Below are 21712 nucleotides of genomic sequence, written 5' to 3'. Positions count from 1 at the left end.
TTCCTGGTCGTCCCCCGGCCCGGCCAGCGCGGCCGAGGTGCCGGCCACCAGGACCAAGCTCACCGCCAGCGCGCGGGCCAGCACGCTACGGCGGGCGGGCCCGGCGGCGACTGCGGCGTTTTGGAAGGGAGCGTTTCGCATGGGGTTTCTCTTTCGCGGTGCCAGATAAACGGATAAGCTTTGCTACAGCGTTGAGGCCAGTTTAGGGCCAAACCCGGACACGTCGTAGACCGATTCGGGTAAGGTTTGTAACATAGTGTAATGGCTCGCACGCAATATGTCGTCGCAAGGGATAAGAAGTTACCATAGCGACATGGATATGACAAACTTGACAGTCTCATGAGCACAACCAATCCGGGCACTCCCGGCGCCGACAAAGCCCATGGCGCCAAGATCATGGTGGTGGACGATGACGTCCGCCTGCGCGACCTGCTGCGCCGCTATCTCACCGAGCAGGGCTTCACGGTGGTGACGGCGGAAAGCGCGCCGGCCATGAACAAGCTGTGGCTGCGCGAACGCTATGACCTGCTGGTGCTGGACCTGATGCTGCCCGGCGAAGACGGTCTGTCGATCTGCCGCCGGCTGCGCGGCGCCGGCGACAAGACCCCGATCATCATGCTGACCGCCAAGGGCGAGGACGTGGACCGGATCGTCGGCCTGGAAATGGGCGCGGACGACTACCTGCCCAAGCCCTTCAATCCGCGCGAGCTGGTGGCCCGCATCAACGCCGTCCTGCGCCGTAAGGGGCCGGACGAGATTCCGGGAGCGCCGTCCGAGACGCCGCAGACCTTCGAGTTCGGCGACTTCGTGCTGGACCTGGGCACGCGCACGCTGAAGAAGAACGGCGAGACCGTGCCGCTGACCACCGGCGAATTCTCGGTGCTCAAGGTATTCGCGCGCCATGCGCGCCAGCCGCTGTCGCGCGAAAAGCTGATGGAACTGGCGCGCGGCCGCGAATACGAGGTGTTCGACCGCAGCCTGGACGTACAGATCTCGCGCCTGCGCAAGCTGATCGAGCCCGATCCGTCCAGCCCCCTCTACATCCAGACCGTGTGGGGCCTGGGCTATGTGTTCATTCCCGAAGGCCAGCCGCGCTAAGTGACTGCCGCCCCCCGTGTCTCGCGCGCGCTGGCAGCCCGCCTCGCGTGGGCCAAGAGTGGCCTGTTCTGGCGCACCTTCCTGCTGCTGGGGGTCCTCATCACGCTGTCGATGGCGTCCTGGGTCGGCATCGTCAGCTGGGTGCAGCGCGGGCCCCAGGCCCAGGCCATCGGCAACCAGGTGATCTCGATCGTCACCATCACCCACGCCGCCCTCACCCACTCCGCGCCCGAGCTGCGCAAGGAATTGCTGTTCGAGCTGGTGTCCAACGAGGGCATCCGCATCTTCCCGCTGGAGGTCACCGACAAGGTGGCGCCGCCGCCGGACACGCCGCTGATGGACGATATCGAGTCCATCGTCAAGAGCAAGCTGGGATCGGACACGCGCTTCTCGTCGCGCGTCAACGACCAGCCGGGCTTCTGGGTCAGCTTCAAGATCGACGATGACAAGTACTGGATGATGCTCGAGCGCGAGCGCATCACGGGCCTCACGCGGGTGCAATGGGCGGGGTGGGCGGCCGTGGTGGGTGTGCTCTCGCTGCTGGGCGCGGGCCTGATTTCGAGCCTCATCAACCTCCCGCTGTCGCGCCTCACTGCGGCGGCCCGCGACATCGCGCGCGGGCGCAAGCCTGATCCACTGCCGGAGAAAGGGCCGACCGAGATCGCGGAGGCCAACCACAGCTTCAACCAGATGGTGGAGGACTTGGCGCAGGTCGAGTCGGACCGCGCCGTGATCCTGGCCGGCATCTCGCACGACCTGCGCACGCCGCTGGCGCGCATGGGCCTGGAAGTCGAGATGGCGGACCTGTCGACCGAGGCGCGCGAAGGCATGCAGTCGGACATCGCGCAGATGGACGCCATCATCGGCCAGTTCCTCGACTACGCCAAGCCCACCGAGGCTGCCACCTTCGTCCCGGTCGACATCAGCGCGCTGCTGGAAGAGGTGGCGCGCGAAGCCGGGCGCACGGCCAGCCTGCGGGTCTCCACCGACATCGCGCCGGACCTGCACGTGATGGGCAATAGCACCGACCTGCGGCGCGTGATCAATAACCTAATCGAAAACGCGCGCCGCTACGGCACCACGCCCGGCACCGGCTACACCGAAGTGGACATCGCCTGCCATGCGCAAGGCCTCGGGCCGCTGCGCCGCGTGGTGATCGAAGTGCAGGACCACGGCGTGGGCGTGCCGGACGACCAGATCGAGCAGTTGCTCAAGCCCTTCACCCGGCTCGATACCGCGCGCGGCCAGGCCAACGGCTCAGGGCTGGGACTCGCTATTGTCGAACGGGCGGTCACACGCCACAATGCGGAGCTGCACGTGAAGAACCGCGACGGAGGTGGCCTGCAGATCCGCATCTCCATGCCGCCCGCCGCTTGAACCCAGCTTTCAGCTCAGGACCCTCATGACCGAATTGACCTACCGGGACGTCGAACAGGCGGCCCAGCGCATCGCCGGTGCCGCGCACCGCACGCCCGTCCTCACCTCGCGCACCGCGGATGCCAGGACCGGCGCCACCCTGTTCTTCAAGCCCGAGAACATGCAGCGCATGGGCGCCTTCAAGTTTCGCGGCGCCTACAACGCCATCGCCCAGTTCAGCGAGGAGCAGCGGCGCGCGGGGGTGCTGACCTACTCGTCCGGCAACCACGCGCAAGCGATCGCGCTGTCGGCGCGGCTGGCGGGAATCAAGGCCGTGATCATCATGCCGGAAGACGCGCCGGCGCTGAAGGTGAAGGCCACGCGCGAGTACGGTGCGGAAGTGATCACCTACGACCGCTACAAGGAAGACCGAGAGGCGATCGGCCGCAAGCTGGCGCAAGAGCGCGGCATGACCTTGATTCCGCCTTACGACCACCCGCACGTCATCGCGGGCCAGGGCACGGCGGCCAAGGAGCTGTTCGAAGACACCGGGCCGCTGGACCTGCTGCTGGTGCCGCTCGGCGGCGGCGGCCTGCTGGCCGGGTGCGCGCTGGCGGCGTCCGGCCTCTCGCCGGACTGCAAGGTGATCGGCGTGGAGCCGGAGGCAGGCAACGACGGGCAGCAGTCCTTCCGCAGTGGCCAGATCGTGGAGATCGCCGTGCCGCGCACCATCGCGGACGGGGCGCAGACGCTGCACCTGGGACAGCACAACTTCGCGGTCATCCAGAAGCACGTCTCCGACATCGTCACCGTGTCGGATGCACAGCTGATCGAGACCATGAAGTTCTTCGCGGAGCGCATGAAGATCATCGCCGAGCCGACCGGCTGTCTGGCCGCCGCGGCGGCGCTGTGCGGCGTCGTCCCGGTGCAGGGCAAGCGCGTGGGCATCGTGATCAGCGGCGGCAACGTCGACCTGTCGTCCTTCGCCCGCTTCGTCGGCGCCTGAATCGCGCTACTTGTTCAGCTCAGGGTAGTGGCGGAAGATGCCGTCCTCGTTGAACGGGATGCGGCGCTTCGAGCGCAGGTAGGTGGCAATGTTGGGACGTTCCGCCACGCGGTCGCGTAGCTCGACTAGCGGCTGGTACTGCGGTTCCAGCCGCGCCATCGCCTTGGGGAAGGCGTAGCGCAGGCCTTCGATCACCTGGAACAACGACAGGTCCACGTACGACGGCCTGGTGCCGACCATCCACCCCTTGCGGCCCGGCTGCGTCAGCACGTGCTGGAAGTATTCGAAAAACTTGGGGACGCGCTGCTCCACGAACTCCTTCGCACGCCGTTTGGCTTCCTTCTTCTGGTCCTCGTAGTACAGGCTCACCGCGATCGGGTGGTGGGTATCGTGCACCTCAGCCACCAGGTCCGCGATGGTGAGCTGCAGCTGGTGGGCGCGCAGGCGGCCCTCTTCGGCGCGCGGTGCCAGACCCAATCGGCCACCCAGGAACAGCAGGATCGCCGGGGTCTGGCCGACCCAGACCTCGCCCGCCTTCAGGAATGGCGGCGCATACGACGGGAAGCCCAGCGCCGGGTCCTGCATGGCTTTCATCATCGCCTCCATGCCCTTGCGGGTGCGCGCCACGTCAACGTAGTCGGCGCCCGCATCTTCCAGCGCCAGGCGCACGAATTCGCCGCGCCCCTGGATCGTGGGCCAGTAAAAAAGCTCATAGACCATTTCAACCTCCCGGTCACAAAATGCGGTAGCCTGTGCGCTCCAAAAACTGGAGGAGACAACACATGAAAAAAATCGGCCTCGTACTGCTGGCAGTGATCGCGATCATCCTGGTCATCGCGGCCACCAAGCCCAATGAATTCTCCGTGTCGCGCACCGCCACCATCAAGGCGCCGGCCGCCAAGGTCTATCCGCTGGTGGCCGACTTCCGCAACTGGCCCGCGTGGTCGCCCTGGGAGCGGCTCGACCCTAACATGAAGCGCACCCTCACCGGCGCGCCGATGGGCACCGGCGCCGTCTACGCGTGGGACGGCAACAAGGACGTCGGCGCGGGGCGGATGGAGATCCTGTCCGCCACCGAGCCGTCGGCGGTCGACATCAAGCTCGATTTCATCCGCCCCTTCGAGTCGGCCAGCACCACCCGCTTCGACTTCGCGCCCGCCGCCAATCCAGCCGATGGTACGCAGGTCACGTGGACCATGAAAGGCCCGATGCCCTTCGTCTCCAAGCTCATGTCGGTGTTTGTCAGCATGGATAGCATGATTGGCAAGGACTTCGAAAAGGGCCTGTCCCAGCTGAAGGCCGCCGCCGAGAAGTAGGAAGTTCCGGCCGCCGCGCAAATGCTGCGCGGTTGAGCTGCATCACTTTGCGCTGCGCCCCCTTGCGACAAGATGCATCGTCGCCAAAGGGAGCGCATCGTGATACTCACATCCATCGCCAACCACGTGATCGCGCGGCGCAAGACCTACGGCGTCGCCTCCTGGCTCCTCTGCATCATGCGCACTGCGCGGGTGCTGCTGTACTTCCGGGAGCACCAGGACCTGTGCCGCCTTCCGGTCTACCGCAACTACGTCGCCCAGCCGGGCAACGACGACCTGTTCCACCACCTGAGCCACCGCCACTACCTGGCCAAGACCTTCGGCACCGCGGAGCGCGTGCGCATGGTCCTCACCCACTACCGCTACGAGGACACCAGCTTCGACGACATCTACAAGCGCCACGTCTACCTCAAGGGCGGCCTGCGCCTGTGGCAGCAGTCGGTCAACGGCGTGGATGCCGACATCGTGCTCACCATGGCGACACGCAACAACGCCGAGGGCGACCTCACCGTCAGCCTGCGCATGGACGGCCACAAGCTGCACCGCGTGAGCTTCAGCTGGGTGGACGGCGCACTGGCCGGTCACCCCGGCACCATCATGCCCTACATCTCGCGCAACCAGGGCCACGGCCCCGAGGAGGAAGCCGCCTTCGCCCGCTTCAACCAGGCCTTCCCCAACAACTCCCCCAGCTACTTCTGCATCGCGGCCATGCAGGGCATCGCGGAAGGCATCGGCGCCACCCACTTCGTCGCCGTCTCCAATGATGCCCAGGTGGCCTCCCGCCTCGATGAAGGCAAGCAGTTCGCCAATGCCTACGACGGCTTCTGGACCATCCTCGGTGGCGCCCCGCTGCCGGGCGGCCAGGCCTTCGCCGTGCCGGTGCCGTTCTACGTCAAGCCGCTGTCGGGACTGGCCAGCAAGCACCGCAAGCGCGCCGCCATGCGCCGCGAGCACTGGCGCGACATCGGCGACACGGTCAGCGCCACCATCTACTCGCACCGGGTGTTCCAGCAGGCCGCCATCGCCCGCACCCCGGCCGCAACGAGCGCGGAAGAAGCCAGCAGCGAAGCCTGAAGCACAGCACCAACGGCCGCCGCATGGGCGTGGTAGGATGCCGCTCCCATGTTGCAACCGCAGGTGTCCTTCGTGCTGAATTTCGATTTCCAAAACCCGACCCGCGTCCTGTTCGGCGCGGGCCAGATCGCCTCCCTCGCCACCCTCGTCCCCGCCAACGCGCGCGTCTTGATGCTGTACGGCGGCGGCAGTATCAAGACCAACGGCGTGCATGCCGAAGTGACGCAGGCCCTGGCTGGCCACACCGTGATTGAATTCGCGGGCATCGAGCCGAATCCCTCCTACGAGACCCTGACCCGCGCCATCGAACTGGTGAAGCGCGAAAAGATCGACTTCCTGCTCGCCGTCGGCGGCGGTTCCGTCATCGACGGCACCAAGTTCGTCGCCGCCGCGGCGCGCTACGAGGGCGACGCCTGGGACCTGATCGCCAAGCGCATCGCCATCGAGGATCCCCTGCACTTTGGCACCGTGCTGACGCTTCCCGCCACTGGCTCGGAGATGAACGCAGGCGGCGTGGTGACGCGCAAGGCGACGCACGAGAAACGCTCCTTCCACAACCGCCGTCTGTTCCCGCAGTTCTCGGTGCTCGACCCCACCAAGACCTTCACCCTGCCCGCGCGCCAGATCGGCAACGGCGTGGTGGACGCCTTCGTGCACATCGTCGAGCAGTACCTCACCTACCCGGTCGGTGCCAAAGTGCAGGACCGCTTCGCCGAAGGCCTGCTGCTCACGCTGATCGAGGAAGGTCCGAAGACCCTGGCCGACCCGCAGGACTACGACAGCCGCGCCAACATGATGTGGTGCGCCACCATGGCCCTGAATGGCCTGATCGGCGCGGGCGTGCCCTCCGACTGGGCCACCCACATGGTCGGGCACGAGCTGACCGCCCTGTATGGCCTGGACCATGCGCAGACGCTGGCGGTCGTCCTGCCCGGCATGCTCCGCGTGCGCAAGGATGCCAAGCGCGCCAAGCTGCTGCAGTACGCGGCGCGCGTCTGGAACCTCACCGAAGGGGATGAGGACGCGCGTATTGAAGCCGCCATCGCCCGCACCGCACAGTTCTTCGAGCAGATGGGTGTGCCCACCACGCTCACCGGCTACGGCCTGACCGCGGACGCCATCGAGCCGGTCATCAAGGCGCTCGAAGAGCACCGCATGACGAAGCTCGGCGAGCACCGCGATGTCACGCTGGAGGTCAGCCGCCAAGCCCTCTCCTTGTGCGTTTGATACGCACATCGCCGCTTGGTGTTATCATCTCGCCTTCGCTAGGGGTCCTGGGCTCGCATACATCGCGCAGCCCGGGTGAGAAATACCCTTCGTACCTGATCTGGATAATGCCAGCGAAGGAAAGCGCAAAAGCACCCCCGCAGTTTCCCGCCTTTTGAGTTCTCCCCCGTTGGCTCAGGTTTTTGATAACAACGAGCTGACTCATGTCCCACACAAAACTGCAGTACACCGCCGCCGCCCTCGCGCTGGCCCAGGCCTTCTCCGTCCACGCCCAGGAATCGGACGCGGTTCCTTCCGTCGTCGTCACCGCCAGCCGCGGTGCCATCAACAGCATCGGCGGCTTTGCCCAGGTGCCGGTGCTGGAAACGCCCGCCTCGCTCTCGACCTTCTCCCGTTCCCAGCTGGATGAACTCCAGGTCCGCACCGTCACCGACGTCACGCGCTACGACGCCAGCGTGAGCGACAGCTACAACGCGGTCGGCTACGCGGAGCAGTTCTCGATTCGCGGCTTCGCGCTCGATAACACGACCAGCTACCGCAAGGACGGTTTCGCGATCCCGGGCGACACCCAGATCCCCTTGGAGAACAAGGAGCGCGTCGAAATCCTGAAGGGCCTTTCGGGCCTGCAGGCGGGCGTCTCGGCGCCGGGTGGCTTGGTGAACTTCGTGGTCAAGCGTCCGACCAACACCCCGCTGCGTAGCGCCACCGTCGGCGTGAGCGAGCGTGGCACCCTGTATGCCGCCGGTGACCTGGGCGGACGCTTCGAGGACCGCCGCTTCGGCTACCGCATCAACGCCGCCGCCGAACGCCTGCGCTCGTATGTGCGCGGGGCGGACGGCGAACGCGCGTTCGTCTCCGGCGCCTTCGACTGGCAGATCGCGCCCAATGCGCTGCTGCAGCTCGACCTGGACTATCAGCACAAGTCGCAGGTCACCGCGCCGGGCTACCAGCTGTTCGATGGTCTGTACCTGCCCACCGGCGTCTCCAACAAGATGCTGCTGAACGATCAGCCCTGGGTCAAGCCGGTGGACACGAAGAGCACCAACCTGGGTTTGCGCTTCGAATACCGCTTCAACGACGCCTGGCACGCGACCCTGGCCGCCAACAAGCACTGGTTCAAGCGCGACGACTACACCGCGTTCCCGTACGGGTACACGCCGCCGGAAGGCGCCACCAATATACCCGTGGCCTGCGCCAACGGCCTATATCCCGGCTACTGCTCGAACGGCGACTACGACGTCTACGACTACCAGAGCGAAGGCGAGAAGAAGACGCCGCTCGGTGTCGACGCGCTGGTGCAAGGCCGCGTCGATGCCGCCGGCGTGCGCCATGACCTGACCTTCGGCGCCTCCCTGTTCGAGCGCCATGACTTTTACGGCGACTACGTCTACGACTACGCTGGCACCAGCAACGTGTGGCACAACGTGATCGTGCCGCCCGCCCCGGGCAACCCGAAGACCGGTCCGGTCTCCGAGCGCAATACCGAAAACGAGCGCTCCCTGTTCGCGCAGGACGTGATGGCGCTGGCGAACCGCGTCTCGGTCCACGCAGGCCTGCGCTACGTGCACGTGCGCCGCAACGGCGGGGCCGAGCACTTCCTGCTGCCGAATGCCGCGCTGGTGCTCACGCCATCCAGAGACTGGACGGTCTACGGAAGCATCGCCCACGGCATGGAGCATGGCGGCGCCGCGCCGATCGAAACCGAGAACGCCAATGAAGTGCTGGGCCCGAGCCGCAGCAAGCAGGTGGAAATCGGCACCAAGACCCTGCTGGCCAACGGCAGCACGCTGTCCGCCGCGCTCTTCGACATCCGCAAGGGCCTGGAATACACGGACGTGGCGTCCAACACCTACGTGCGCAACGGCCGCGAGATCCACCGTGGCATCGAGCTGCAGGCCGAAGGCCGCGCCAGCACGCAACTGCGCTACCTGGTCTCGCTGATGGCGCTGAACACGAAGCAGGAAGGCACCGGCCAGCAAGAGCTGGAAGGCAAGCGCGTCACCGACGTCCCGGCCTTCAAGTCCACCGCGTGGCTGGAGTACAGCGTGCCGCAGGTGCCGGCGCTGAAAGTCAGCGGCTCGTGGCAGTACACTGGCAAGAAGGCGTTCGACGTGGCCAACCAGGTCTTCGTCCCGGGTTACCACGTGTTCAACCTGGGCGCGTCGTATGGCCTGAATGCGGGCGGCACCAAGGTCACGCTGCGCGGCGCCGTGGACAACGTCTTCGACAAGTTTTACTGGCGCGACGTCACGCCGGCGCTGGGCGGCTACCTGCTGCCGGGCGCACCGCGCGTGTTCCGCCTGTCGGCGCAGTTCGAGTTCTGAGGACCGGAAAAGTCTAGCGGAATACGTACTGCAGGCGCAGCGTCACGCTCCTGGCGCTTCGTCCCGAGTTCTTCCCGATCAGGTAGGCCGCGTCGTAGCGGATCTCCTGGTTGGGCCCCGTGTCGATGCTGCCGAAGATCGCAGGCCCGGCGCGGTGCGATTGCTCGCGGCGCGGCAGCCAGTCAGTGGCCGGGCCAACTTCGCCAAAGCCCTGCAGGCCGACCTGGAACCAGCGCAGCCCGTGCTGGCGCACCTGCCACTGGTACACCAGCTCGGTCTTCTGCGCCTCCTCGGTGCGGAATTCACGCTGCAGGAAGACGTTGAGATTCAGCTGCGTTTTCCCGATCTCGGTCTGGAACACCGGGCCGATCTCGAAACCGAGTGCATGGTCGCCCTCTTCCCGTTCAATGGTGGTGTGCAGCGCGAGGTCGTGGTCGTATTGGCCCTGGGTCAGCATCACGTCGTTCTGCCACTCCCACGCGGCCAGCTTCTGGGAACCGGGGCTGAGTTGGAACCACACTGCCGACACCTCCGTGAACCAGCGCGAATTCACGTTGTAGCCAAAGCCCAGCTCCGGCGAGCTGCGGGGCGGGAGGCCACGCGGCTTGGCATTCCAGTACTTGAAGTCGACGGTCTTCTCGCCCGGCGTGGGATAGGTGGTGACGAGGTAGTAGCCGGTGGAGGCAGCCGCAAATGGTGCGGCCAGGGACAGGGACAGCAGGGCGATGAGTTTTCTCATGCGCCCGATTCTGACACCGCCCCCGCAGGTGGACAAGCCCCCATGTCGCTCAGGAGCCGCACCACGTGGTCCACCCGCTCCTGCACCGAGCCCTCGACGAGGTGCCAGCCGATGCCACGCACGTCCAGCGTGTGCAGCACCTGCTGGTGGATATGTGCGCGCACCTGGGCCGACTCGCGCTGCAGGCCATCAGGCTCCCACGGTGTGTCCGGCGCTGTCACGACAGTCAGGTCATAGCGGTGCGGTTCGGCCAGCGAGGCCACCGCCTCGTCCACCCGGTGCCAGTAGAAACGGCTGTAGATGGCCGTCATGAGCGGGGTGGTGTCGCAGAACAGGATGCGGATCGCACGGCGCGCTGCTTCGTCCTCGCGCTCCATCTGCATCCCTGCGATGAAGGCCTGGTCGGCTTCGAAGGGCACGCGCTGGCGCGTTTCGACGAATTCGCGCAGGTATTCGGGCACCCAGCGCGTCGCATAACGCTCCGCCAGGGCCGCGGCCAGGGTGGACTTGCCGGTCGACTCGGCGCCGAGGATGGCGACTCGCAGTATCGGTGGCGCCGTCACAGGGCCCTCTTCCACGTGCGCAGGCCCTGCGCGGCAAGGACCACGAAGATCGCGTACAGCACCGCGGTCAGGTACAGGTTCTTGTAGGCGTACAGGCCCACGTACAGCACGTCCACGATGATCCAGGTGTGCCAGTTCTCGAGCTTCTTGCGGGCCAGAAGCAGCTGGCCGACCAGGCTCCCGGCGGTGAGGAAGCCGTCCGCATGCGGCACATCGGTGTCCGTGTAGTGACGCAGGAACTGCGACAGCACGAGAAAGCCAGCGGCCCACGCGAGCACGCCCAGCGCCAGCTGCCGGCCATTCAGCCGCGACACCGCAACCCCGGCATGCTGCTCGCCGCCGCGCAGCCACTGGTACCAGCCCCACACCGAAGCGGCAATGAAGACCAGCTGCAGCGACATGTCCCCGTACAGGCGCGCATCGAAGAACACCACGCCATAGGTGGCCGAGGCCAGGATCGAAAACAGCCACGCCCAGTGGTTCTGGCGGATGTTGAGCCACACCGTCAGCACGGACAGCAGGAAGGAGATCAGCTCCAGCGGCGTGGTGGCGACGCTAAACAGCGTTAGGGATTCGTTCATGCAGCCGGATAGTGAATGGGTGAGGCGGCGGGCCAAGTCCCGCCGATGGCAACCCGGAATTATGCGGGCTTTCCCCCGAAAGCGCAAAGCGCGTGCCGACCTTGGGTCGGTCCGATGCGCCAGAGCCCAAACAAAAAGGGCCGCATCGCTGCGGCCCTGGCACGGTTCTCGCGCGGCGATTACTTGCGCGGATACTTGATGGTCATCTCCTTGAGAAGATTGTCCGCATGGTCGATCTCCTTCATCACCCACAGCATGTAGCGGATGTCCACGTGGATGGCGCGGGTGATCACCGGGTCGAAGTACCAGTCCTTGGTGATCGACTCATAGGTGGAGTCGAAGTTCAGCCCCACCAGCTCCCCGCGCTTGTTCATCACGGCGGAACCGGAGTTGCCACCGGTGGTGTCGGCCGAGGACAGGAAGTCCACCGGCACGGTGCCCAGCACCGGATCCTTGAACACGCCATAGCGCTTGGCCTTGATCGCATCGCGCAGGTTCTGCGGCGCGTCGAACGGCTCCTTGCCGGTGTGCTTCTCAAGGATGCCTTCCACGGTCGTGAACGGGCCCTTGGTGATGCCGTCCTTCGGCGAATACGAGTCCACGGTGCCGTAGGTGACACGCAGGGTCGAATTGGCGTCCGGGTAGACCGGTTTGCCCTGCGCCTTCTTCCACGCGATCACGGCGGCCATGTACTGCGGCACCGCGCGTTCCAGGTTGCCGTCGATCTCATTGCGGCGCTCTTCCAGTGCCATCGAGGTCGGCATCATGCGCACGGCCAGCTTGATGAACGGGTCGTTCGACGTTTCAAACGCGGCGGCGTCCTTGTCCATCCAGGCCAGGCGCTTGGCGGTGTCCGCGAGTTCGGTCTGCTGGAACATCACCGGGATCGCTTCGGCGGCCGGCAGCAGCACGTCGACGCCCTGCGGGTGCATGGACGGCGCCATCTTGGCGTAGCGCTGCATGGACGCGGTCCAGCGGGCCTGGTCCACGCTCGGCTCGAACGACTGCTCCAGGCGGGTCAGGCGCGCCTTGATGAAGGAGAGGTCGCGGTCCTGGTAGCCCGACTCACGCTCGGCGTTGGGCTTCTTGCGCTCCAGCGCGAGGCGGTACAGCAGTCGGGCGCTCTTCAGCAGGTCGCTGTTGGTGGCCACCGCGTAGCCCAGCTCCTCGTCCTGCAGCACCATGTCCTGCTTGATCAGGGCATTCATGTCGGCCACGATGGTTTTCGGCGCGGCGGACGGGTTCTTGTCCATCCAGGCGCGGAAGTCCGCTTCCTGCTCGTCCTTGATGGCCGCGATGTCCTTGCGTGCGAAGCCGTCCAGCAGGCCCTGGGTCTTCTTCATCACGTTGTTCAGGCTCTTGACCACGCTGGCGTAGCGCACTTCGTTGGCCTTGCTGTCCTTCGTGGAGGCGCCGATGGTGTCCAGGTCCGCGCGCAGTTCGGCCACGCGGGCCGGGTAATTCACGTCGCGCGCATAGCGGATCTCGGAGGCGAGCTTGTAGCGGCTGGTGCGGCCCGGGTAGCCCGCCAGCAGGATCGGATCGCCCTTCTTCAGGCCTTCGGCCGAGACGACCAGGAAGTCCTTGGTCTTGAGCGGCACGTTGTCCGGCGAGTAGTCGGCCGGGCGGCCGTCCTTGCCGACGTAGGCGCGCAGGAACGAGAAGTCGCCCACATGGCGCGGGAATTCGTAGTTGTCGATGTCGCCGCCAAAGTCGCCGACCGAGTTGGCCGGTGCATACACCAGGCGCACATCGCGGATCATCATCTGGCGGATGCGGTAGTACTCCAGGCCGCGGTGGAAGGCTGGGACCGAGCAGCGGTAGGCCTTGTCGGTCTCGCACTCGGCGACCAGCTGCTTGATGCGGCTTTCGACGGCGGCGTGATAGGCCTTGCCGGTCATGCTGGGGGACAGGCCCTTGAGCACGCGGTCGGTCACGTTTTCCACCTTGTCGGTCACGTACACGTTCAGCGTCGGGCCGCCCGGCAGTTCGGAGGCGCGGTCCTTGGCCAGGTAGCCATTGGCGATGTAGTTGTGCTCCGGCGTGGAGTTGCGCTGGATCGCTGCGTAGCCGCAGTGGTGGTTGGTCACGATCAGGCCATCCGGCGAGACGAAGGATGCCGAGCAGCCGCCGGTGGAGACGATCGCGGACATCGGGTGCTTCGACAGGTCGGCCAGTTTTTCGGCCGGGATGGTGATGCCGATCTTCTTGAGTTCAGCCTTCAGTTGCGGCAGCTGGTGCGGCTGCCACTGGCCTTCGTTGGCGCTGGCGCTCGTGGCGATAGCAGCGGCAAAGGCACCCATCAGGGCGATGGGCATTGCGCGTGATTTGAGCAAGGTGGTCCCCTCTGTTTTTTAGGAGTGAAAAACAGAAAGAGTATATCTGATGCGACGTGCTTACAGCCCCTGCCAGCCCCCACCCAAAGACTGGATGAGCGCCACGGCGGTGCTCTGGCGGCTGGACTGGGACTGCACCAGCGCGCGCCGCGCTGCCAGGGCGGTGGCCTGGGCCTGCACCACCTCCGTATAGCTCACCTGCCCGGCCTTGTACCGGTTGAGCATCTGCTGCTCCACCTGGTCCGCCGCGGCCGAGGCCTGGCGCTGCAGCTCCTCCTGCTGCGCCAGGATACGGGCAGCGGACAACTGATCCTCCACGTCCGCGAAGGCTGTCAATACGGTCTGGCGGTAGCGGGCGGCCGCTTCTTCCTGCGCGGCGCGGGCTCCCGCCACGCGGGCGCGCGTCTCCCCTGCGTCGAAGATCAGCTGCGCCGCCGAGAGGCCGAGCGACCACACGGCTGTCGAGGCCTTGAACAGGTCCGATACCGCCGTCCCGCCGGTGCCGTAGGACGCGGTCAAACCGATGTTGGGATAGTACCCGGCGCGGGCGATCCCGATCTGCTCATTGGCCGCGGCCACGCGGCGTTCTGCGGAGGCGATATCCGGCCGCCGCTGCAGCAGCGTGGACGGCACGCCGACCGGCACCGCGGGCACACTGCCACGCCAGGCCGGGTCGGGTGCCAGCGCGAAGTCGGCGGGCGCCTTCCCGACCAGCACCGCGATCGCATGTTCGAGCTGCGCGCGCTGGCGGTCCAGCGTCAAAGCGTCACTTTGCGCGTTGGCGAGCTGGGTCTGGGCCTGCAGCACGTCCGACTTGGCGGCGATGCCGGCATTGAAGCGATTCTGCGTGATCTGCAGCACCCGCTGGTAGCCTTCGATGGTGGTGCCGAGCAGCGCGCGCTGGGCGTCGGCAGCGCGCAGCGAGAAGTAGTTGGCAGCCAGTTCGCCCTGGGCGGACAGGCGGGCCGAGGCCAGGTCCGCCGCACTGGCCTGGGCGCTGGCCGATGCCGCATTGGAGCTCGCCCGCAGACGGCCCCACACGTCCGGCTCCCAGGTGCCGCCCAGCGAAAGGCGGTAGCTGCTGCCATTGCTGTTGCTGCCCCCACCCCCGCTGCGGTTGGCGCTGCCGTTCAGGCTTACCGCCGGGAAGAAGGCGGCACGTGCTTCCTGCACCAGCGCGCGCGCCTGCTCGTACGAGGCCACCGCCGCGGCCACGTTCTGGTTGCTCACGTCCACCTGGGCCATCAGGCTGTCCAGCGTGGGATCGTTGAAGAGGCGCCACCAGGGGCCGCGTTCCAGCGCATCCGCCGGCGCGGCGGGCACCCAGTCGCCTGCTTCCTTGAAGGCAGCCGGTTGCGGAGTCGTGGGTGTGTGGTACGTGGGCGTGAGCGAGCACGCGGACGTGAGCGCGGCAGTGGCGAGCAGCGCGGCCTGGGCGAGCGGAGTCAATCGGTGGCGGTTCTTCATGTGTGGGCTGGCTCAGGTTCGTCCTGGGCGTGGTGGCGGCTGAGGGTATGTTCGTCCGGGCTGCGGGTGCGCAGCTTGTCGAGCAGGACGTAGACGACCGGCGTGGTCAAGAGCGTGAGCAACTGGCTGGCAATCAGGCCACCGATGATGGCGATGCCGAGCGGCTGGCGCAGTTCCGAGCCCTCGCCAAACCCAATCGCCAGCGGCAGCGCACCGAGGGCAGCGGCCAGAGTCGTCATGAGGATGGGGCGGAAGCGCAGCAGGCAGGCCTCGCGCACGGCTTCCACGGCGCCGATGCCGCGCGAGCGCTCGGCTTCCAGCGCAAAGTCGATGATCAGGATCGCGTTCTTCTTGACGATGCCGATCAGGAGGAATACGCCGATCAGGGCGATGATCGAAAAGTCCATCTTGAAGATTAACAGCGCCAGCACCGCGCCCACGCCCGCGGAGGGCAGCGTAGACAGAACTGTGATCGGGTGGATCAGGCTTTCGTACAGGACGCCCAGCACGATGTAGATGACGACGATGGCCGCCGCGATCAGGAGCGGCTGCTGCTGGTTGCTTTCCTGCGCCTGGCGCGCCTGGCCCTGGAAGCTGCCGCGCACATTGTTCGGCATGCCGATTTCCGCTTCCGCCGCCTTGACCGCGGCCTCGCCGTCGGACAGGCTCGATCCCTGCGCAAGGTTGAAGGAGACCGTGGTCGCCAGCTCGCCGTCCTGGTGGTTCACCGAGGCCGGTGTCGAGCGCTCGGCGAACGAAGCGATGGCGGACAGCGGCACCATCGTGGTCGGCGTCGTGGACAGCGTCGCGCCGCTGGACGGATCCCGCGCCGCCGTGAGGTTGGACGTGGAGCCGCCTGGCACGCCGGTGGCCGCAGCGCCGGTCGCGCCGGCGGTGGGGCTGGTGGTGCCACTGCCCTGAGCCCCGGTAGAGAGCCCGGCCGGGGTTGCGCCGCTGCCCTTGGTGCCCGAAGACACGCTGCCGGCGTTGGTGGCGGCGGTCGCGCCGCTGCCGCCCGCCCCCTTGGCGGGCACATAAACATCCTTCAGCGCCTCCGGACTTTGCGCGTAGCTCTTCTTCACGCCCAGGATCACGTGGTACTGGTTCAGCTCATCGTAGATCGTCGCGACCTGGCGCTGGCCGAACGCGTTGTAGAGAGCATTGTCCACATCCTTGGCCGACAGTCCAAGCCGCGCCGCACTGTCCTTGTCGATGTTCACGTAGGTCTCGACACCGTTCTCCGCCTGGTCGGTGTCCACATCCGTCAACGCCGGCTGGCGCTTCATCGCATCCGCCAGGCGCCCCGCCCACTCCTTCAAGTCCGCGCGGTTGTCGCTCTTGAGCGTGTACTGGTAGGTGGAGTTGGACTGCCGCCCGCCCATCCGCAGGTCCTGCACCGGATTGAGGAACAGCGAGATGCCCGTGACCTGCGCGATCTTCGGCCGCAGCCGCGCAATCACTGCCTGCCCGGTGTCGCCCTTGGCCCGCTGGCTGACCGGCTTGAGCGTGACGAACATGAAGCCACCGCCTGCGCGCGAACCGCCCGTGAACCCGACCACCGTCTCCACCGCCGGATCGCGCTTGATGATGTTGACTAGCTGCTTGAGCTTCTGCTGCATGGCCTGGAACGAGATGCTCTGGTCCGCCCGCATGCCACCATTAAGCTGCCCGGCGTCCTGCTGCGGGAAGAAGCCCTTGGGCGCGGCCGAGAACAGGTACACGTTCAGGCCCACGACGAAAACCAGGATCAGCATCACCAGCCAGAGGCTCGACAGCGCCCAGTCCAGCGAATGCTCGTAGATCGACAGGATCTTGTTGAAGCCACGTTCGGCCAAGCGCGACAGACGGCCCGGCTGGCGCTGCGGCTTATCCCCGGACTTGAGCAGCCAGGCGCACATCATCGGCGTGGTGGTAAGCGAGATCACCAGCGAAATCAGCACCGCGGCGGACAGCGTGACCGCGAACTCGCGGAACAGCCGCCCCACCTGCCCGCCCATGAACAGCAGCGGAATGAACACGGCAACCAGCGAGAGGCTGATCGAGAGGACCGTGAAGCCGACTTCGCGCGCGCCCAGCAGCGCCGCCTTCATGCGGTCCATGCCCTCTTCGATATGGCGGCTAGTATTCTCCAGCACCACGATGGCGTCGTCCACCACAAAGCCGGTGGCCACAGTGATCGCCATCAGCGACAAGTTATTCAGGCTGAAGCCGAGCATGTACATGACGCCGAAAGTGCCCAGCAGCGACACCACGGTGGCCACGGCTGGCACGATGGTCGCGCGCACGCTGCGCAGGAACAGGCTAACCACCACGACCACCAGCGCCACCGAAATCATGAGCGTGATCTCGATCTCGCGCAGCGACGCGCGGATGGAGCTGGTGCGGTCGGACGCGACCTGCAGTTGCACGTCACCCGGCAACTGCGCCTGCAGTTGCGGCAGCAGCGCGCGCACCGAGTCCACGGTCTTGATCACGTTGGCGTCCGGCTGCTTGGTGATCAGGACGATGATGGCGGGCTGGCCGTTGAAGAGGCCCAGCGTATTCACATCCTCCACGCTGTCCGTCACCTCGGCCACGTCCTGCAGCCGCACCGGCGCGTTATTCCGCCACGCGACCACCAGGCCGCGGTAGTCGACCGCCTTGCGCCCGCCGGACGGCGTGTTCGCCTCCGAATAGATCTGCAGGCGCCGCCCGCTGCCTTCGATGGCGCCCTTGGGCCGGTTGGCATTGGTGGACTGGATCGCGGCGCGCACATCCTCCATGGACAGGCCGTGGGCATTAAGTGCATACGGGTTCATGTCCACCCGCACGGCGGGCAGCGAACCGCCGCCGATTTCCACGTCCCCGACGCCCTGCACTTGCGCGAGCTTCTGCTGCACGATGTTGGAAACGGTCTCGTAGATCTGGCCCGGAGAGCGGGTCGGGGAGGTCAGCGCCAGGATCAGCACCGGCGCGTCCGACGGATTGGCCTTGCGGTAGGTGGGGTTGCTGCGCAGGGTGGACGGCAGGTCCGCGCGTGAGGCGTTGATCGCGGCCTGCACTTCGCGGGCGGCGGAGTCGATCTTGCGGTTCAGGTCAAACTGCAGGCTGACGCGCGTCGAGCCATTGCCGCTCGACGAGGTCATCTCGTTCACGCCCGCGATGATGCCCAGCCTTCGTTCCAGCGGCGTGGCCACGCTGGTGGCCATGGTGTCCGGGCTCGCGCCGGGCAGGCTGGCGCTGACCGAAATGGTCGGGTAGTCCACCTGCGGCAACGGCGACACCGGCAGCACGAAGAACGCCGCGATGCCCGCCAGCGCGATGCCGATGGTAAGCAGCACCGTGGCAATCGGCCGGCGGACGAAGGGCTGGGAGAGATTCACGGCGCCGCCTCGGGTGCCGGCCGCTGGCCAAAGCGCTGGCGCCAGCGCTGGCCCATGCGGTCGAAGGCCAGGTAGATCACCGGCGTGGTGAAGAGCGTGAGCAGCTGGCTGACGATCAGGCCACCGAAGATCGCGAGGCCCAGCGGGCGGCGCAGCTCAGCGCCCTCGCCCCAGCCGAACATCAGTGGCACGGCGGCGAACAGCGCGGCCAGCGTGGTCATGATGATGGGGCGGAAGCGCAGCATCGCGGCCTGATGGATGGCTTCGCGCGGCGGCTTGTGCTCGTCCCGCTCGGCCTCGATGGCGAAGTCGATCATCATGATCGCGTTCTTCTTGACGATGCCGATCAGGAGGATGATGCCGATAATGCCGATCACCCCCAGGTCCTGCCCCGTCACCCACAGCGCCAGCAGCGCGCCCACGCCTGCGGAGGGCAGCGTGGACAGGATGGTCAGCGGGTGGACGTAGCTCTCGTACAGCACCCCGAGCACGATGTACACGCACACCACGGCGGCCAGGATGAGCCACAGCTGGTTGGTCAGGGAGGCCTGGTAGGCACCCGCTGCGCCGAGGAAGGTCATCGAGACGGAGCTGGGCATCGCGATATCCTTGGCCGCCGCCTTGATGGCGTTGACGGAGGTACCCAGCGAGACGCCGGGCGCCGTGTCGAAGCCGATGGTGGTGGCCGGGTACTGGGCCACATGGGTAATCTGCAGCGGCGCGCGCTCCTCGGTCACCTCGGCGATGGCGGAGAGCGGCGTCGGCTGGCCGGAACCGGTCTTGATCTGCAGGTCGTTCAAAGTCTGTACCGTCAGGTCCGGGTCCTGCTTCGCTTCCAGGATCACGCGGTACTGGTTGGTCTCGGTGAAGATGGTGGAAACGATGCGCTGGCCGAAGGCGCTGTAGAGCGCATCGTCCACGTTGGCGGCGGTGATGGAAAGGCGCGAGGCTGTGTCGCGGTCGATGCGCACCATCGCGGCTTCGCCGGTGGCCCCGGCATCGGTGACGACGTTGCGCACGTCCTTTTCGTTCTGCAGGCGCGCGGCCAGCTTGCCGGCCCACTCGTTGACGGTGGCGCTGTCCGCGCCTTCGATGGAGACGCGGTACTGGGTCGGGCCGCTTTCCGCATCAATGGTCAGGTCCTGGGTCGGCTGGAGGTAGATGGTGAGGCCCGCCACCTGCGCCACCCGGTTGCGCAGGCGGGTCATGATGTCCTGCTGGTCATCGTGGCTGGGTTTCAGGTTGATCAGCATCGTGCCCGTGTGGAGCATGGTGTTGTTGGCGGCATCCACGCCGACGATGGAGCTGAGCGATGCGACGTCCTTGTCCGCCAAAATCTCGCGCGCGGCGTCCTGCTGCAGCTCGGCCATGCGGGCGTAGGAAATGGCGTTGCGGGACTCGATGCGGGCCTGGAGCTGGCCGGTGTCCTGCGTCGGGAACAGGCCTTTCGGGATCCATAGATAGAGCAGCGCGGTCAGGATCAGGGTGGCCAGGGCGACAATCAGGGTCCAGCCCTGGCGGTCCAGAACCCAGGTCAGGCTGGTGTTGTACTTGTTGATGACGCGGTCGAAGAACGCCTGCGACTTGATGGCGAAGCGGCTCGGCTTCTGTTCCCGCTCGCTGCGCAGCCAGCGGCCGGACATCATCGGCACCAGCGTCAGGGACACCACCGCCGAGATCAGGATGGTGATGGCCAGCGTGACGGCGAATTCGCGGAACAGGCGCCCGATCACGTCGCCCATGAACAGCAGCGGGATCAGGACGGCGATCAGTGAAACCGTCAGCGAGATGATGGTGAAGCCGATCTGGGTGGCGCCCTTCAGCGCCGCGTCCATCGGCCGCTCGCCTTCTTCGATGTAGCGCGAGATGTTCTCGATCATGACGATGGCGTCGTCCACCACGAAGCCGGTGGCGATGGTGAGTGCCATGAGGCTGAGGTTATTCAGGCTGTAGCCCAGCAGGTACATGGCGCCGAAGGTGCCGACCAGTGAGATCGGGACGGACAGGCTGGCGATCAGGGTCGCGCGGCCACTGTGCAGGAAGCAGAAGATCACCAGCACCACCAGCACCACGGCGAGCACCAGCTCTTCTTCCACGTGCGTGACGGAGGCGCGGATGCCGGTGGTGCGGTCCACCAGCACATCCACATGCAAGGCGCCGGGCAGGCCTGCCTGCAGCTCGGGGAGGCGCTGCTTGATGGCGTCCACGGTGGCGATGACGTTGGCGCCGGGCTGGCGCTGCACGTTGAGGATGATCGCGGGTTTCATTCCGGCCCAGGCGCCGAGCTTCACGTTTTCGGCGCTGTCCACCACCTGGGCCACGTTCGAGAGGCGCACGGGGGCGCCGTTGCGGTAAGCGATGATCAGGTTCTGGTAGTCCTGCACTGTCACCAGCTGATCGTTGGCATTGATGCTATAGGAACGCTGCGGGCCGTCGAATGAGCCCTTCGCGCTGTTGGCGTTGGCGGAGGCGATGGCGGTGCGCAGGCTGTCCAGGCCCAGGCCATAGGAGGCGAGCAGGCGGTTGTCGGCCTGGATCCGCACCGCCGGGCGCTGGCCGCCGGACAGGGTCACGAGGCCGACGCCGCTCACCTGGCTGATTTTCAGGGCGAGGCGGGTGTTGACGATGTTCTGCACTTCGGTCAGCGGCATCGTGTCGCTGGTGATGGCGAGCGTCAGCACGGGGGCGTCGGCGGGGTTGACCTTGGCGTACACCGGGGGGGCTGGCAGGTCGGTCGGCAGCAGGGAGCCGCCAGCATTGATCGCGGCCTGGACTTCCTGTTCGGCGACGTCGAGGGTTTGGCCAAGGCCGAACTGCAAGGTGATGATGGACGCGCCAGCGGCACTGGTGGAGCTCATGCGCGTGAGGCCCGCCATTTGGCCGAACTGGCGCTCCAGGGGGGCGGTCACGGTGCGGGACATGACCTCGGGGCTGGCGCCGGGGTACAGGGTTTGCACCTGGATGGTGGGGAAGTCGACCTGTGGGAGGGCGGACAGCGGCAGGAACTTGAAGCCCACCAGGCCCGCCAGCACGATCGCCAGCATCAGCAGCGAGGTGGCGACAGGCCTTCTGATGAATGGTCCGGAAGGACTCATCGTCCGCCTCCGCCGCTAGCGCCACCGCCACCTGCGCCCCCAGCGCCCGCGCCACCAGACCCACCGGCTGCAGCACCTCCGCCTGTGCCACCTGCGCCGCCAGCAGCGCCACCTGATCCGCTGCCAGCACCGCCCGACGTTCCCGCGCCTGCACCACCCGGCCCGCCC

Annotated in this window: 15 protein-coding genes and 1 riboswitch; of the genes, 7 read left to right on the top strand and 8 right to left on the bottom strand. The window is 66.5% G+C overall.

Annotated elements, in window-relative coordinates:
* The first annotated feature begins 339 nt into the window (after positions 1-339).
* The 3 genes from ompR to E4L96_RS04650 are packed head-to-tail and all read left to right on the top strand — an operon-like array spanning position 340 to position 3460.
* On the top strand, positions 340-1098 hold the full coding sequence (gene ompR / locus E4L96_RS04660) for an osmolarity response regulator transcription factor OmpR (protein WP_135206059.1): 759 nt from the start codon (positions 340-342) through the stop codon (positions 1096-1098).
* The gene (locus tag E4L96_RS04655; protein ID WP_229414223.1) at positions 1099-2475 is read left to right on the top strand and encodes a sensor histidine kinase family protein; all 1377 of its coding nucleotides are present in this window, start codon (positions 1099-1101) and stop codon (positions 2473-2475) included.
* Between the two features lie 25 nt (positions 2476-2500).
* Positions 2501-3460: a threo-3-hydroxy-L-aspartate ammonia-lyase gene (locus E4L96_RS04650; protein WP_135206058.1), complete on the top strand. Its 960-nt coding sequence runs from the start codon at positions 2501-2503 to the stop codon at positions 3458-3460.
* Positions 3461-3466: 6 nt separating this feature from the next.
* Here the strand turns inward: E4L96_RS04650 and E4L96_RS04645 are convergent, their stop codons facing one another.
* Positions 3467-4180, bottom strand: a complete 714-nt coding sequence (locus E4L96_RS04645) for a glutathione S-transferase (RefSeq protein ID WP_135206057.1) — start codon at positions 4178-4180, stop codon at positions 3467-3469.
* A gap of 62 nt (positions 4181-4242) precedes the next feature.
* Between E4L96_RS04645 and E4L96_RS04640 the strand changes: the two genes are divergently transcribed.
* The 4 genes from E4L96_RS04640 to E4L96_RS04625 all read left to right on the top strand — a co-directional run bounded on the left by E4L96_RS04640 (position 4243) and on the right by E4L96_RS04625 (position 9401).
* Positions 4243-4776 (top strand): SRPBCC family protein, encoded by a 534-nt coding sequence (locus tag E4L96_RS04640; protein WP_135206056.1) that lies wholly within the window; start codon positions 4243-4245, stop codon positions 4774-4776.
* A gap of 99 nt (positions 4777-4875) precedes the next feature.
* On the top strand, positions 4876-5850 hold the full coding sequence (locus E4L96_RS04635; protein WP_167758597.1) for a DUF535 family protein: 975 nt from the start codon (positions 4876-4878) through the stop codon (positions 5848-5850).
* Positions 5851-5922: 72 nt separating this feature from the next.
* Complete coding sequence (locus tag E4L96_RS04630; RefSeq protein WP_135206060.1) at positions 5923-7077, top strand: iron-containing alcohol dehydrogenase; 1155 nt, start codon at positions 5923-5925, stop codon at positions 7075-7077.
* Between the two features lie 30 nt (positions 7078-7107).
* Positions 7108-7216: riboswitch (TPP riboswitch) on the top strand.
* A gap of 64 nt (positions 7217-7280) precedes the next feature.
* Positions 7281-9401 carry a TonB-dependent siderophore receptor gene (locus E4L96_RS04625; protein WP_135206054.1) on the top strand — a complete coding sequence of 707 codons (2121 nt, stop codon included), beginning with the start codon at positions 7281-7283 and terminating at the stop codon, positions 9399-9401.
* 13 nt (positions 9402-9414) lie between these two features.
* Here E4L96_RS04625 and E4L96_RS04620 read toward each other — a convergent pair whose 3' ends face one another.
* The 7 genes from E4L96_RS04620 to E4L96_RS04590 all read right to left on the bottom strand — a co-directional run bounded on the left by E4L96_RS04620 (position 9415) and on the right by E4L96_RS04590 (position 21544).
* Positions 9415-10140, bottom strand: coding sequence for a hypothetical protein (locus E4L96_RS04620; protein ID WP_135206053.1), 726 nt, complete (start codon positions 10138-10140; stop codon positions 9415-9417).
* Positions 10137-10703: an AAA family ATPase gene (locus tag E4L96_RS04615; RefSeq protein WP_135206052.1), complete on the bottom strand. Its 567-nt coding sequence runs from the start codon at positions 10701-10703 to the stop codon at positions 10137-10139. The genes E4L96_RS04620 and E4L96_RS04615 overlap by 4 nt, the downstream gene beginning before the upstream one ends.
* Positions 10700-11284 (bottom strand): nicotinamide riboside transporter PnuC, encoded by a 585-nt coding sequence (gene pnuC, locus E4L96_RS04610; RefSeq protein ID WP_135206051.1) that lies wholly within the window; start codon positions 11282-11284, stop codon positions 10700-10702. The genes E4L96_RS04615 and pnuC overlap by 4 nt, the downstream gene beginning before the upstream one ends.
* Positions 11285-11463: 179 nt before the next feature.
* Positions 11464-13620: a S46 family peptidase gene (locus E4L96_RS04605; protein WP_370660723.1), complete on the bottom strand. Its 2157-nt coding sequence runs from the start codon at positions 13618-13620 to the stop codon at positions 11464-11466.
* Between the two features lie 60 nt (positions 13621-13680).
* Positions 13681-15087 (bottom strand): efflux transporter outer membrane subunit, encoded by a 1407-nt coding sequence (locus tag E4L96_RS04600; RefSeq protein ID WP_135206049.1) that lies wholly within the window; start codon positions 15085-15087, stop codon positions 13681-13683.
* Positions 15084-18449, bottom strand: coding sequence for an efflux RND transporter permease subunit (locus E4L96_RS04595; protein ID WP_135206048.1), 3366 nt, complete (start codon positions 18447-18449; stop codon positions 15084-15086). Before E4L96_RS04595 ends, E4L96_RS04600 begins: the two co-directional genes overlap by 4 nt.
* Positions 18446-21544: an efflux RND transporter permease subunit gene (locus E4L96_RS04590; RefSeq protein ID WP_135206047.1), complete on the bottom strand. Its 3099-nt coding sequence runs from the start codon at positions 21542-21544 to the stop codon at positions 18446-18448. Before E4L96_RS04590 ends, E4L96_RS04595 begins: the two co-directional genes overlap by 4 nt.
* Positions 21545-21712 lie beyond the last annotated feature (168 nt).

The organism is Zemynaea arenosa (assembly GCF_004614185.1).
Lineage (GTDB): Bacteria > Pseudomonadota > Gammaproteobacteria > Burkholderiales > Burkholderiaceae_D > Telluria > Telluria arenosa.
This window is presented reverse-complemented; position numbering and strand designations above follow the sequence as displayed.